We start from the raw sequence: 13,780 nt of genomic DNA, 5'->3' as shown, positions 1-13,780 counted from the left end.
CCATGCGACTGGTCGACTATCTCGACAAGGGCGCCCAGCTGGGCGCCGACGCGCCCTGTCTCACGATGGGGGAGACCGAGCTGAGCTACGCGCAGGTACAGCGCATCAGCTGGCGCGTGGCGCGTGGCCTGCAGCGCGCCGGCATCCGGCCGGGCGACAAGGTGGCGGTGTTGTCCGGCAATGACGCTTACGCCTTCTCGGCGGTGTTCGGCATCTCGCGCGCGGGCTGTGTGTGGTGTCCTGTCAATCCACGCAATGAGGCGGGTGAAAATGCCTTCGTGCTCGATGCCTTCGATTGTGCCTGCCTGGTGTTCCACGGCAGCTATGCCCCCATGGTCGAGCAGATGCGCGCGCAGCTTTCCAAGCTGCGCGTGCTCGTCTGCCTGGACCGGCCACAGCCGTTCGCGCCATCGTTGGGGGAATGGCTGGACGGGCTGGACGAGCAGCCGTTCGACGTCGCGCCGCCGGACGATCTGGCGATGATCGCGGGCACGGGCGGCACCACCGGCCGGCCCAAGGGGGTAATGCTCTCCGGCCGCAACCTGGAGACCATGGCGGCACTCACGCTGATGGGCTATCCCTTCCCGGCGCGGCCGTGCTACCTCGCGCTGGCACCGCTCACCCACGCGGCCGGCGTGCTGTGCCTGCCGGTGATGACACTGGGCGGCCGCATCGTGATCATGCCCAAGCCGGACCTGGGCGAATTCCTGGCGCTGATCGAGCGCTACCGGGTCACGCACACCTTCCTGCCGCCCACGCTGATCTACATGCTGCTGGAGCATGAGAAACTGGCCACTACGCGGCTCGATTCGCTGCAGTGCTTCTGGTATGGCGCGGCGCCCATCGCGGCGGCCCGGCTGGAGGAGGCGCTGGAGAAGATCGGCCCGGTGATGGCCCAGCTGTTCGGCCAGACCGAGGCGCCGATGATGATCTCGATGATGCCGCCGCGCGAGCATTTCCACGCGGACGGCACGGTGGCGCGCCGGCGCCTGTCGTCGGCCGGCCGGCCCGGTCCGCTGGTCCAGGTGGCCACGATGAACGACGCCGGCGAATTGCTGCCTGCGGGCGAGCGCGGCGAGATCGTGGTGCGTTCGTCGCTGGTGATGGCCGGCTACTACAAGGATCCGGCGGCCACGGCGGAGGCGTCCCGCTTCGGCTGGCACCACACCGGCGATATCGGCTACCTGGACGAGGACGGCTACCTCTATATCGTCGATCGCGCCAAGGACATGATCATCACCGGCGGCTTCAACGTCTACTCCGTGGAGGTGGAAGCCGTGCTGATGGAGCACCCGGGGGTGCAGGACAGTGCGGTGATCGGCCTGCCCGACGACAAGTGGGGTGAGCGCGTGGTGGCGGTGCTGCAGCCGCGTCCGGGCTGCACGCTGGCTGCGGAGGAAGTCATCGCCTTCGTCAAATCGCGCATCGGCAGCGTCAAGGCGCCCAAGCAGGTGGAGTTCTGGACCGACCTGCCACGCTCCAAGGTGGGCAAGGTGATCAAGAAGGAGGTACGTGCTACGCTACTCGGCAAGGATGACTAGGTATGGGCGAACCAGCGCGGGGCACGCGGCCGGGCCCGCCGTCCGACCCGGTCCCGGTGGCGCATGCACCGTCATGCCCGCCCGGCCGGATCGCGCCGGGCGCCGAGAAGAAGGCAGCGTGGAGGGCGGAGACAGGGATGGCCAGGTCCAATCGATCGTCGGGCGCCGCCACGGCGCCGGCTGCCGTGCTGGTGGAGTCGCGCCTCGCGCCGCCGCAGCTTTCGGCCGTGCTGCTCGCGCGTCCCGGCTTGTCCGCGCTGCTGCATACCGGCCTGGGAAAACGGCTGTTGAGCGTCACGGCGCCGGCCGGCTACGGCAAGACCACCGCGCTGGCGCAGTTCGTGGCACAAGCCGGGCAGCTCGGCGTCATGGCCGCCTGGCTCAGCCTGGAAGAAGAGGACAACGATCCGCTGATCTTCTTCCGCTATCTTGCTGCCGCGCTGCACCATGCCGATGCGCGGCTGGGCCGAAGCGTGCTGGCGCAGACCGCCGGTGGCAGCCTGGCATCGACCGACGCCATCGTGGCGTCCCTGCTCAGCGACCTGGGCGGCGTGGACGGCCGCCTGCTGCTGGTGCTCGACGACTTCCATGTGCTGCGGCATGAGGGTTTGCACCGACAGGTGGAATGGCTCGTGGCCCATCTCCCGCCCAATATCGGCGTGGCGATCGCGAGCCGTACGCGCCTGCCCTTGTCGCTCAGCTCCTGGCGGGTGCGCAACCAGCTGCTCGAACTCGATGCCGCTCACTTCGGCCTGGGCTTCGACGAGGCTGCCGACTTCGTCGGCCTCGTCAGCGGCGCGCCGCTCGACCGCGCGCAGGTCGAGACGTTGCACAGCCGTACCGAGGGTTGGATCGCCGGCCTGCAGCTGGCCTCGCTGGCGCTGCGCGAAAGCGGCGACCGGGGCGCCTTCCTGCGCGATTTCTCCGGCACCGATCGCGATATCACCGACTACCTGGGCGAGCACGTGCTCGACAGCCTGCAGCCCGGGCTGCGCGACTTCCTGCTCGATACCGCGGGACTCGAACGCTTCTCCGCCGAGCTGTGCGATGAGGTGCTGTCCCGCAGCGACAGCCGGGCCATGCTGGCCGAGGTGCAGGCCCGCAATCTTTTCCTGTCGGGCCTCGATCGAAGCCGCACCTGGTTTCGCTACCATCACCTGTTCGCCGACTATCTGCGCGGGCGCAGCCGCGAGCGCCCGGCGGAGGGGAACCGCATCATCAGCCTGCGCGCCAGCGCCTGGTTCCAGCGCCATGGGCTGCTGCGCGAGGCGATCCGCTATGCCTTCGATGGCCAGGATCTCGAGCGCGCGGCCGACCTGGTGGCCGCGTTCTCAGCCGAACTGGTGCAGCACCGCGGCGAACACGCGACCCTGCTCGGCTGGCTGGCGCGACTGCCGCAGCAGCTGGTGCATGCGCGGCCGAAGATCCGCGTCGGCCACGCGTGGTCGCTGGTGTTGACGCGCCGCTATCCGGAGGCCGAGTATGAGTTGCGCGCGCTGGAGCATGCCTGCCAGGACAGCGGCGACGACGAACTGCGCAGCATGGTCGACATGATCCGCTGCGTGTACTGGGCCCACGTCGGCGAGCCCTTGCAGGCCAAGGCCAGCAGCGAACTGTGGCTCAAATCCTGGCCGCGCGCGGATGCCTTCTGCACCGGCGTGGTGGCCAATGTGCTTGCCAGCGGCTGTTGCGTCACCGACGCCTTCGATGAGGGCGAGCAGGCCTTGGCCATCGCGCGCCGTTCCTTCGGCGAGACGCAGGCCGACTACGGCCTCGCCTGGGTGGCCGCGCTAGGGGTGATGCTGGCCATGCGGCGCGGCGACTACCACGAGGCGATGGCACGGGCCCGGAGCGGCATGGCCGTGGTCGAGCGCAGCCTGGGGCTGGCTTCCTACGCAGGGTCGATGCTGGCACTGCTGGCGGCCGAGGTCTGCTACGAGCAGGACGACCTGGCTGCTGCCCAGGCCTTCCTGGACGTGGGCCTGCCCTATATCGACGACCACGGACTGATCGAGATGACGACCGCCGGATACCTCACGCGGGCGCGCCTGCTCAGGCTGCGAGGTGAGATGGCGCAGGCCGATGGCTGCCTGCTCGAGGGCGAGTCGCTCGGGCACCGGCTCAAGCTGCCGCGGCTCGCGCTGATGCTTTCCGCCGAGCGCTGCGCGCTGCGCCTGCAGGCCGGTTCGATCGAGGAAGCACAGAAGCTCGCACGTTCCTATGGCCTGCTTGGCTACGGTGCGGGCATGCAGGTCCAGGCGGCACCGAACGAGGAGGACAGCGTCCACCTGGTTCAGCTGCGCCTGCGCATGGCGGCCGCCGAGCCGGGCGGCGGCGCCGCTGTGAGCGGTGCCCTCAACGATGCGCTGCGGCGGGCCCTGCGCGACCATCATCGCGCCCAGGTGGCGCGCCTGCAGGTGCTCAAGGCGGTGAACCAGCAGCGCGCGCAGGAAGGGGCGCAGGCCCTGCGCACGCTGGACGAGGCGCTCGACCATGCCGCGTGCTGCGGCCTGCTGCGCAGCGTGGTCGACGGCGATCCGGTGGTGCTGGACATGATCGAGGCCATCCGGGCCAACCGCGGAGAGCGGCATGTCGAGGGCCGGGGACAAGCGCCCGATGCTTACCTGGAGCGCCTGCTGTCTGCTGGAGGCAGAAGGCTCCAGCCAAGCCTGTCCGGTGCGCCGGGCGCCGGTGCCGAGTCGGCCCAGGTGGAACGGTCGGGCGAGCGGCTGGGCGAGCGCTTGAGCGAGCGCCTGACCGAGCGCGAGCTCAGGATCCTGCGCTTGCTCAAGAGCGGTCTGGGCAACCGGGAACTGGCGCAGAGCCTCTTCGTCTCGGAGGCGACCGTGAAATGGCACCTGCACAATATCTTCGCCAAGCTCGGGGTGAAGAACCGCACCAGCGCGCTGGCGCGCGCCCAGCAGAAGTCCCTGCTGTGAGTCGCGCCGGCGTCCGCGCGCCGGGCGCGCCTTAGCGCAGTCACCAGAGCGCAGTCGCAGCCGCCGCGCCGCTTGCGGTCTCAGGCCGCATCGACGCGCGTCTGCCTGACCGTGGACAGCAGGCCGTGCTTGCGGATCTTCTGGTACAGGGTGCTCTTGGCGATGCCGAGCTGGCGGGCCGCCTGCGTCAGGTTGCCGCCGTGGCGCACCAGCGCCAGCCGGATTGAATCGAGCTCGACCGCCTCCAGCGAACCCTGCGCCTGCGCACATGCCGGGATGGGCCCGGCGCCGGCCACCGTACCGGCCACAGCGCTGGCGCGCCCGTCCGCCACCGCGCCGCAGGCGATCTCCGGCGGCAACTGTTCCAGCGTGATCACGCCGTCGCGCGCCATCAGCAGGGAGCTCTCGAGCACATTGCGCAGCTCGCGCACATTGCCCGGCCAGTCGTAGGCGAGCAGGCTGGCATAGGCCGCGTCGTCGAACACCGGCCTGGGCAGGCCGTCGCGCGCGCACAGGCGCGCGAGCCAGTGGTCGATCAGCACCGGCATGTCATCGCGGCGCTCGCGCAGCGGCGGGATGGCCACGGTGGTGACCGCGATGCGGTAGAACAGGTCCATGCGGAAGCGGCCCTGCGCGATCTCGTCGCGCAGGTTGCGGTGCGTGGCCGCCACCAGGCGGAAATCGACCTTGCGCGGCGTGTTCTCGCCGAGACGGTAGATTTCCCCTTCCTCCAGCACGCGCAGCAGGTGCGGCTGGATCTCCAGCGGCATCTCGCCGATCTCGTCGAGGAACAGCGTGCCGCCGTTGGCGGCCTCGATCTTGCCCGCGGCGCCCGACTTGCGCGCCCCGGTGAACGCGCCTTCCGCATAGCCGAACAGCTCGCTGGCGAGCAGGTCGCGCGACAGCCCGCCGCAGTTGAGGGCGACGAAGGGGCCGTTCGCGCGGGGGCTGGCCAGGTGGAGGCCCTGGGCGAACAGTTCCTTGCCGACCCCGGTCTCGCCCGCCAGCAGCACCGGCACGCTCGAGGCCGCGAGCTGGCCGGCCTTGGCCACCGCGGCGCGCAGCGTGGCGCCGCTGCCGACGATGCGCGCGAAGGCGGCGGCGCCACGCGGGCCGCCTGTGCCCGGCACGGTGGCGCCCGCCGCTTCGGCGCGGCCGCCCGCATCCGCCTGCGTGGCGGACATCGTCCTGCGCCCGCCGGCCGCTCCCGCGGCAGGAATCACGACCAGGTAGCCCAGCACCTCGTCGCCGTCGCGCACGGTTTCGATCCGCGTGTGCGCCAGCCAGCCGGGTGCCGCGCTGCCGCCGCGCGCCGCGGTGTCCACGCCGGGCAGCGCGAAGCTGCTCGACAGCGGCGTGCTGACGCCGTGGCGCGCCAGCGCGGCGGCAGCCTGCGGATTGGCCTTGAGCAGGCGGCAGCGCTCGTCGAGCGCCAGCACACCGTCGCTGCGCCCGGGCGCGAAATGAGCCATGCAATGATCGAGCAGCTGGAGGCGCCGCTCCATCGACAGCTTGGCCAGGCGGCTTTCGATGCGGCCGGCCAGGGCCACCGTCAGGGCCAGGCTGTGGCGGCTGTAGGTGGCGGCCAGGCCGGACACGTCGATGACGCCCAGCACCGCACTGTCGACGGGATCGCGGATGACGGTGGCGGAGCAGGTCCAGCGCTTGATGCCGGCGCAGAAGTGCTCGGCGCCATGGATCTGCACCGGCCGGCCGAGCGCCAGCGCGGTGCCGATGGCGTTGGTGCCGCAGTTCAGCTCGGTCCAGTTGTAGCCCGGCATCAGACCGGCCTCGCTGGCCGGCTCGACGATGTGCATATCGCCTTCCTGTTGCAGGATGATGCCCTCGGGATCGGTCAGCAGCAGGATGGTGCCGGTCTGTTCGAGAAAATCGCGCGTCTGCTGCATCAAGGGCAGGCTGGCGCTGACCAGGCGTGCGTTGCAGGAACGCCAGCGCGCCAGGCCGGACTTGTCCAGCGGCGGTGGCGCGCGGTGCGCGGCGGGGTCCACGCGGCCGTCCAGGCAGCGCCGCCACGACTCGTCGATGACGCCGCGCAGGTGGCCTGGCAGGGATTTGCCGCCATCCAGCAGGTGTTCCCAGGCGGACATGATGCGCGCATCCTGTTCCGGACTGGAGAACCAGTCCATCGGCGCCGTGACCTTTTGCATTGGGGTGTCTCCTGTCGTGCCGCTTGGCGCGGTCATCTTTTGCGGCAGGTCGAGCCCTGCCGATCGCCACATCCTAACGCGTCCGGCGCGCAAGGTGGCCAGCCGGCAAGAAGCAAGATGCGCGCCGGCGCGCGCAGGCGGCGCGCGGGAGACATCGGCGGCGCCTGGCGCGGCGCATGCGCCGCTCCGACCGTTCGAAAACGAGACGGCCGTCCGGAATCCGGACGGCCGGAGCAGCACCGGGGCCGCTCGTCGGCCCCCTGCCTTCAGTCCGCCCGTTGCGGCACGGGCAGGCCCAGCCAGTCGCCATAGAAGGCTTCGATGTCCGGCTCGAAGTCATGGATCACCGGGTACCACGGTGTCGGCGCCTCGACGTCGTGCATGGTGCCGCATTCGGGGCAGTAGTACTCGCGGTAAACCTGCCAGTTGGTGTCCGGCGCCATCAGGTGCGGGTAGACCTCGGCCATGGCCTCGGCGCTCTCGCGCACATAGATGTTCGCGTGCAGCTTCCAGTTCTCCCGGTAGTCGCAGAACACATGGCCGCAGTCGCACTGGGTGACCCATTTCCTGGTCTTGGCCTGCTGCACGATGAACATATGAGGGCTCAACGGCAGCACGATGCGGTCCGCCCAGTCCAGCTTGCGCTGGAGGGCCTCCACGTACATCTGGAAGCGCTCGGCGTCCTTGGGCATCGACAGCATGCGCAGCGTGGTGTCCCAGTCGAGCTTGCCGTCGACCAGGTTCTTGATCTGTTCCTTGGTGTAGGTAGACATGATGCGTGTTCCTTTTCGTCGTTTCCGTTCGTCGTATCCGTTCGTCGCCTCGGTTCGTGCCGGCGGCGGCCGCCGCCGGCCGCCTTCATTCCTCGACCAGCACCACCGTATTGACGTCGGGCATGCGGGACAGGTCCATGCGGAACTTCGCGCCGTAGGTCGGAACGTTCAGCTCCTCCTCCTTCAGCGTCCACGTTTCGGGCAGGTCCCAGAAGCGGCGGAACTCCTGTTCGAATTTCCGCGACAGGCCGAAGCTGGTGGCGAACATGTGCTGCACCTGGGTGGAGGCGTGCTTGACCAGGATGCGCTCGCGCTCACCCTTCATCCACTCCTGCGTCGGCTGCGAGCGCGCCAGGCGCTGGTTGCGGATCTCGATGCGCAGCAGCGCGGTCTGCTTGGCATCCACCCTCCATATGCCGTTGGCGTCGCGCGTGGCCACCGCGCCATACACCCTCTGCGCATACTCAGGCAGCAGCAGTGCGCTGTTGAGGTCGCGCTCGATGGCTTCGGGCTCGCGGTCGAGCGGGTCACCGAAGCCGGGGCCGCCGCGCAGGTAGTTCAGGTACAGGTCGTAGTTGTCGTAGCAGTCCTCGGTGGTCATGCACTGCTGGTCGCGCTTGACCACCGCGCCGGCGTTGAGGTGGTTCTCGTAGTCGGGCACATCCGGGTTGGTGTCGCCGCCCAGCGGCAGGCTTTCGCCCAGCGCGATGCGCTCCTTGAGGCCGGTCTTGTGCGCCTCGAAGCGGTAGCCGGTGGCCGCCGGATAGCCGCCCATCAGGCCCCAGTCGCTGTTCATGTAGCCATTGCCCATGAAGAACATGGTCCAGTCCTGGGCTTTCCACACCATGCGCAGCGTCTCGAAGCCGCAGCCGCCGCGGTACTTGCCGTAGCCGCCGGAGTTGGCCTTGACGTTGCGCCCCAGGTAGAGCAGCGGCTCGGCCATCTCCCAGATCTCGATGTCGCCCATGTCGCCTTCCGGGTTCCAGATCGCGGCGGCATGGTTCAGGCCATCCTTGATGGCGCTGGCGCCGGTGCCGCAGGAGGAGGCCTCGAAGCTGTTGACCGCATGGATCTCGCCTTCCTGGTTGATGCCGCCGCCCTGCAGCCAGTTCGAGGTGTTGGCGTTGCCGGAGTTGACTTCCTCCAGGTAGCCGCGGCTGAAGTAGGCCTGCGACAGTCCGCGCCACATCGCGCTCCATCCCGACACCAGGAAGTGCCAGGCATAGGCATGGCCGGTGCGGCGGTCGTCGGGGTTCATCCACGCCCCCTTGGGCAGGCGGAACTCGGTGCCGTAGTAGGCGCCGTCGTTGATCCGCTGCGTCGGCACCAGGGTCTGGGTCATCATCACCCAGATGCCGCTGGTGAACGCGACCTGGTGCGCGTTGTAGGAATGCCAGCCCCAGCGGCTCGCGCCCTCGAAGTCGAGCCGCCACGAGCCGTCCTTGCGGATCTCCATTTCCACCGGCGAGTGCATGATCGAGTCGAGCTTGGCGAAGGCCGACGACGTCTGCACATCCGGGTGGTTGTAGGGGACGTCGACGAAGGCCACCTTGCGGTACTTGCCCGGCAGCGTCATCGCCTTGATGCGCGTCTGCAGCCCGCGCCGGCCTTCCTCGATCACCTCGTAGGCGAACTTCTCGTAGGCCTCCAGGCCCTCTTCCTCGATCACTTCCTCGATCAGGTCGCGGATCATGTGGCAGCCGGCGATGCGGGTGCGCTCGTCGAGGATCCAGTACTTCGGCGTGCGCACCGAGCGCTGGCTCTCGTGCAGCCAGTCGCGCAGGGGCGTGTCGTTCACGCCGGTCTTGCGGCAGGTGATCATGTAGCCGTCGCCGAAGCGCTGCACCTGGCCGGTGGACATCGAGCCCGGCGTGACCGCGCCGGTGTCGATCACGTGCGTCACGCCGCCCACCCAGCCGACGAGCTTGCCGTGCGCGAAGATCGGCACGATGGTGGCGATATCGCAGGGGTGCACGTTACCGATGGCGCAGTCGTTGTTGGTGAACATGTCGCCCGGATGGATGCCGGGGTTGGCCTCCCAGTTGTTCTCCATCATGTACTTGATGGCGGCGCCCATGGTGCCGACGTGGATGATGATGCCGGTCGAGGTCAGCACGCAGTCGCCGGCGGCGTTGTAGAGCGTGAAGCACAGCTCGCCTTCCTGTTCGACGATGGGGCTGGCGGCGATCTTCTTGGCGGTCTCGCGTGCGTGCACCAGTCCGCCACGCAGCTTGGAGAACATCTTCTCGTAGCGGATCGGATCGCTCTCGCGCAGTTCCAGCCGCGTGAGGCCGTTGTAGTGGCCGGTCTGCTGCGTGCGCGCCAGCACGCCGTCGCGGAACTGCTTGAGGGTCTGGCCGGTCTTGAGCAGGTCGGCAAAGCCGAGCTCCTTGTTGGACATCATGTTCATGGCGTGTCTCCTGGTCTGTGCTTATTTCACTTCCTTGAGATGGAAGAGGCGGTGCTTGTCGAGCGTGGTGGCGAAGCCGTCCGGCACCACGAAGGTGGTGGCGTCCGATTCGATGATGGCCGGCCCGTGGATCACGTTGCCGGGCTTGAGCGCTTCCATCTTCCACAGCACCGCTTCATGCCAGGTCTTCTTGCGGTACAGCGGACGCGTGCCGAGCCGCGCTTCCTTCGGCGGCGTCGGGCCGCCCTCGGGATCTTCCGGCAGCACGGGTTTCTGCGTCACCACCATGCCGCGCATGATGGCGCCGGTCACGGAGAAGCCCAGTTCCGGCGAGCGCGCCGAGCTGGCGTAGACGCGCCCGTAGGTCTCCTCGAAGGCTTCGACGATGCGGTCCCAGTCGGCGGCGCTGCTGGCCTGGCCGATCGGCGAGCTGATCTCCAGGTCGTTGAGCTGCCCCATGTACTGCATGCGGTAGCCGGGGCGCAGGATCACGTCCTCGGCCTGGAAGCCGTTGATCTTGAACTCCTCGATGACCTTGGCGCCCAGCTCCGACCAGGCCTTCTGGATGGTCTGCGCCGCCTGCGCCTTGTCCTGCTCGGCGGCGTGCTGCGGCAGCGCCAGGTCCACGCTCTTGTCGTAGCGGTACTCGAAATCGGCGCAGGCGCAGCCGAAGGCCGAGAAGCCTGCAGCCCAGGCCGGCACCACGACGTCCTTGAAGCCGAGGCCCTCGGTATAGCCATAGGTGTGCACCGGCCCGGCACCGCCGTAGGAGAAGCAGACGAACTCGGTCGGGTTGTAGCCCTTGGCGCTGACGTTGGCGCGCAGGTACTCGCGCAGTTGCAGGTCGAGCAGTTCGATCACGCCGGCGGCCGCGTCCTCCACCGTCAGCCCGAGCGGGTCGGCGATCTGCGCCTTGATATGGGCGCGGGCGCGCTCCACGTCCAGCTTGATGGCGCCGCCGAGGAAGTTGTCGGGATTCAGGTATCCCAGCACCACGTGGCAGTCCGACACCGAGACGGTGTCGAGGCCGCTCTGCGGCCAGCAGGTACCGACGCGGTAGCCCGCGCTGTCGGGCCCCAGCTTGATCGCGCCGCTGTAGGGATCGAGGCGCACGAAGCTGCCGGCGCCCGCGCCGACCGAGTCCATGGTCACCAGCGGCAGCGACAGCACCAGGCGCGCCATGTCGGGATCGGCGGCGATGGCGAAGTTGCCGCGGGTGATCAGCGCCATGTCGAAGGAGGTGCCGCCGATGTCGGAGCAGGCGATGTTCTCGTAGCCCAGCGCCTCGCCCAGCAGCTTGGAGCCGATCACGCCGCCGATCGGCCCCGAGACGATGGTGCGCGCCAGTTCCTTGGCTTTCCAGCTGATAGTGCCGCCATGGGTGGCCATCACGCGCAGGTCGAACTTCGCGCCGTGCTTGCGGAAGCGGTCGCTGACCTTCTTCAATGTCTGGCGCGATGGCTCTGCCGCGTAGGCCTCCAGCACCGTGGTGTTCATGCGGTGGCTTTCCTTGCGCTGCGGGTAGTAGTCCACCGAGGCGAACACCGGCACCTCGGCCGCCAGCCGCTTGAGTTCATCGCGCACGATGTCGCGCGCCTGCTGTTCGCTGGTGCCGTTCTTGTGCGACTGCAGCAGGCAGATCACGATGGCCTTGGCGCCCGCCGCCACCAGTTCGCGCGTGGCCTGGCGCACCTCGGCCTCGCGCAGCGGGATGACGATCTCGCCCTGGACGTCGGTGCGCTCGGTCACGCCGCGCGTGCGCGACAGCGGTACCAGCGGCTCGTCGTAGCGGTGGGTGTTCAGGTGGATGCGCTCCTCCAGCGCATAGCCCAGGTAGCTCTGGATGGCGCGGCCCATCGAGTGCACATGCTCGAAGCCTTTGTTGACCAGCAGGCCGACGTCGAGGCCCTTGCGCTGCACCACGCGGTTGAGCATCGCGGTGCCGGAGTAGACGCAGGTCAGCAGTTCCGGATAGACCTCGTCGACGTCGCGCTGCCAGTGCGCCAGCGCATCCTGCGACGAATTGAAGATGGCCAGCGACTCATCCTCGGGGTTGCTCTGGGCCTTGCCGACGACGAAGCGGCCATCTTCGCGCACGAAGAAGGTATCGGTCATCGTGCCACCGGCATCGATGCCCATCACCTGGACTTTGGATTGGACTTGCATGTCCTTGTCTCCTTCCGATCTTGGTTGGCGACTCGCGGCGCCGTCCGGCGCAGCGGTCGGGATCGTCAGTCGCAAGCGGCATGCCAGTGCCTGGAGGAATCCCGTCGGAAGGCGCGCAAGCCGCGCGCAGCAAGGCGAAGCGGCGGAATGCAGGGTATGAGGGCAGGGCGGCGCAGCCGCCGTTGCGTCGTGGAATCGAACGGCTGGCGCGTTCGGTTCCGCGACGGGGGGGCCTGTGCCGGCGCTGCCGCATCGCGCGGCAGAGTCGCCGCCGCATTTTGCGGCGGTTGGTGGCGGTTGGTGGCGAGGAAGCGGGGGGCGAGGCCCCGGCGGTGGCGGCCCCTGCTCAGCCGAGGCTCTCGAGCGCCAGCGCGATGCCCTGGCCGCCGCCGATGCACAGCGTGACGATGCCGCGCCGGATGCCGTCGGCGCGCATGCTGTGCAGCAGGCGGGTGGCGAGGATGGCGCCGGTCGCGCCGATCGGGTGGCCGTGGGCGATCGCGCCGCCGTCGACGTTGATGAGGTCGTGCGGCAGGCCCAGTTCGGCCGCCACCGCCAGGGGCACGGCGGCGAAGGCTTCGTTGATCTCGAAGCGTTCCACCTCGCCCAGCGACCAGTCCGCGCGTGCCAGCGCCTGCCTGACCGCGGGCACGGGGCCGAGTCCGAACAGGCCCGGCGCCACCGCGCCCAGTCCGTAGGCGACCAGCCTTCCGAGCGGCTGGAGCCCGTTCGCCTCGGCGGCGGCACGGTCAGCCACGATCACGGCGGCCGCGCCGCTGTTGATGCCGGGCGCGTTGCCGGCGGTGATGGTGCCGTCGGCGCGGAAGGCGGGCTTGAGCCTGGCCAGGCCCGCCAGTGTCGTGTCCGGACGATTCGCCTCGTCCTGCGCGAAGGCGGTCGTGCCTCCCTTGCTGGCCAAGGGCACGGGAACGATCTCGGCGGCGAAGCGGCCTTGTGCCTGTGCCCGGGAAAAGGCCTGCTGCGAGCGTTCCGCCCAGCGGTCCTGCGCCTCCCGGTCGAGCCGGTAGCGTGCCGCGAGGTCCTCGGTATGCCAGCCCGAGTGCTGTCCGGAGAAGGCATCGACGAGGCCGTCCATCAGCACGCTGTCGTGCAGCACGCTATCGCCCATGCGCTGGCCCCAGCGGCCGGACGGCAGCAGGTAGGGGGCGCGGTCCATGTTCTCCATGCCGCCGGCGATGGCGATGTCGACATAGCCGAGGCGGACCTCGTCGGCGGCGGAGGCGATCGCCTGGGCGCCGGATCCGCACACGCGGTTGACCGTCAGTGCCGGGACGCTGTCGGGAATGCCGGCGTTGAGCGCGGCCTGGCGTGCCGGATTCATGCGGTTGCCGGCCTGGATGACATTGCCGAAGGTGACCGTGCCGACCCGCGCGGGATCGAGCCCGGCGCGCTCGATGGCCGCGCGGATGGCCAGGGTGCCGAGTTCAGTGGCCGGGATGCCCTTCAGGGAGCCGTTGAAGGCGCCGATCGGTGTGCGGACCGGGTGGCAGAGTACGACGTCAGGGTGGCGCATGGTGTCCTCACGGTAGTAGAGGTGCGGAGCGGGAAGCCGTGGTCAGGGCGAGTTCGCTGTCCAGGCGGAGGCCCTGGGCCGGCGCGGGAAGATGGCAGTAGCCGTTGCCGGTGCGCGCGCAGGCGGTGGCGCCGTCGCGCGGCGGCTGGGTGGCTGCGCGGGCCGGCGGCGGTGCGCCGGCCGACGCGAGCGCCATGGCGAAGGCCAGGAAAAGAGAACGATGAGAGCGACGGGAACGATGAGGGCGAT

8 protein-coding genes are annotated in these 13,780 nt (G+C 69.2%); 2 read left to right on the top strand and 6 right to left on the bottom strand.

Annotated features, from left to right (window positions below; translation table 11 throughout):
* The first annotated feature begins 2 nt into the window (after positions 1 to 2).
* Both BKK79_RS02750 and BKK79_RS02745 read left to right on the top strand, forming a co-directional pair.
* A complete protein-coding gene (locus BKK79_RS02750) occupies positions 3 to 1,541 on the top strand; it encodes an acyl-CoA synthetase (RefSeq protein ID WP_071037039.1) in 1,539 nt (512 codons plus the stop codon).
* Positions 1,542 to 1,678: 137 nt separating this feature from the next.
* Entirely contained in the window at positions 1,679 to 4,480 is a 2,802-nt protein-coding gene (locus BKK79_RS02745) for a LuxR C-terminal-related transcriptional regulator (RefSeq protein ID WP_071037038.1), read from the top strand.
* An 80-nt stretch (positions 4,481 to 4,560) separates the two neighbouring features.
* Here the strand turns inward: BKK79_RS02745 and BKK79_RS02740 are convergent, their stop codons facing one another.
* The 6 genes from BKK79_RS02740 to BKK79_RS02715 all read right to left on the bottom strand — a co-directional run bounded on the left by BKK79_RS02740 (position 4,561) and on the right by BKK79_RS02715 (position 13,727).
* Positions 4,561 to 6,648 (bottom strand): sigma-54-dependent Fis family transcriptional regulator, encoded by a 2,088-nt coding sequence (locus BKK79_RS02740; RefSeq protein WP_232346263.1) that lies wholly within the window; start codon positions 6,646 to 6,648, stop codon positions 4,561 to 4,563.
* 266 nt (positions 6,649 to 6,914) lie between these two features.
* A complete protein-coding gene (locus tag BKK79_RS02735; protein ID WP_071037037.1) occupies positions 6,915 to 7,421 on the bottom strand; it encodes an acetone carboxylase subunit gamma in 507 nt (168 codons plus the stop codon).
* A gap of 85 nt (positions 7,422 to 7,506) precedes the next feature.
* Positions 7,507 to 9,831 (bottom strand): hydantoinase B/oxoprolinase family protein, encoded by a 2,325-nt coding sequence (locus tag BKK79_RS02730; protein ID WP_071012507.1) that lies wholly within the window; start codon positions 9,829 to 9,831, stop codon positions 7,507 to 7,509.
* Between the two features lie 21 nt (positions 9,832 to 9,852).
* A complete protein-coding gene (locus BKK79_RS02725) occupies positions 9,853 to 11,997 on the bottom strand; it encodes a hydantoinase/oxoprolinase family protein (protein WP_071012508.1) in 2,145 nt (714 codons plus the stop codon).
* Between the two features lie 346 nt (positions 11,998 to 12,343).
* Complete coding sequence (locus BKK79_RS02720) at positions 12,344 to 13,531, bottom strand: thiolase family protein (RefSeq protein WP_071037036.1); 1,188 nt, start codon at positions 13,529 to 13,531, stop codon at positions 12,344 to 12,346.
* Between the two features lie 7 nt (positions 13,532 to 13,538).
* A complete protein-coding gene (locus BKK79_RS02715) occupies positions 13,539 to 13,727 on the bottom strand; it encodes a hypothetical protein (protein ID WP_071037035.1) in 189 nt (62 codons plus the stop codon).
* Positions 13,728 to 13,780 lie beyond the last annotated feature (53 nt).

Source organism: Cupriavidus sp. USMAA2-4 (genome assembly GCF_001854305.1).
Taxonomy (GTDB): domain Bacteria; phylum Pseudomonadota; class Gammaproteobacteria; order Burkholderiales; family Burkholderiaceae; genus Cupriavidus; species Cupriavidus malaysiensis.
Note: the sequence above shows the minus strand (reverse complement) of the source record. Positions and strands in the feature narration are given on the sequence as shown.

Coding starts and splice junctions, on each gene's coding strand:
- BKK79_RS02750 (WP_071037039.1), top strand. CDS start 3: ATGCGACTGGTCGACTATCTCGACAAGGGCGCCCAGCTGGGCGCCGAC.
- BKK79_RS02745 (WP_071037038.1), top strand. CDS start 1,679: ATGGCCAGGTCCAATCGATCGTCGGGCGCCGCCACGGCGCCGGCTGCC.
- BKK79_RS02740 (WP_232346263.1), bottom strand. CDS start 6,648: ATGCAAAAGGTCACGGCGCCGATGGACTGGTTCTCCAGTCCGGAACAG.
- BKK79_RS02735 (WP_071037037.1), bottom strand. CDS start 7,421: ATGTCTACCTACACCAAGGAACAGATCAAGAACCTGGTCGACGGCAAG.
- BKK79_RS02730 (WP_071012507.1), bottom strand. CDS start 9,831: ATGAACATGATGTCCAACAAGGAGCTCGGCTTTGCCGACCTGCTCAAG.
- BKK79_RS02725 (WP_071012508.1), bottom strand. CDS start 11,997: ATGCAAGTCCAATCCAAAGTCCAGGTGATGGGCATCGATGCCGGTGGC.
- BKK79_RS02720 (WP_071037036.1), bottom strand. CDS start 13,531: ATGCGCCACCCTGACGTCGTACTCTGCCACCCGGTCCGCACACCGATC.
- BKK79_RS02715 (WP_071037035.1), bottom strand. CDS start 13,727: ATGGCGCTCGCGTCGGCCGGCGCACCGCCGCCGGCCCGCGCAGCCACC.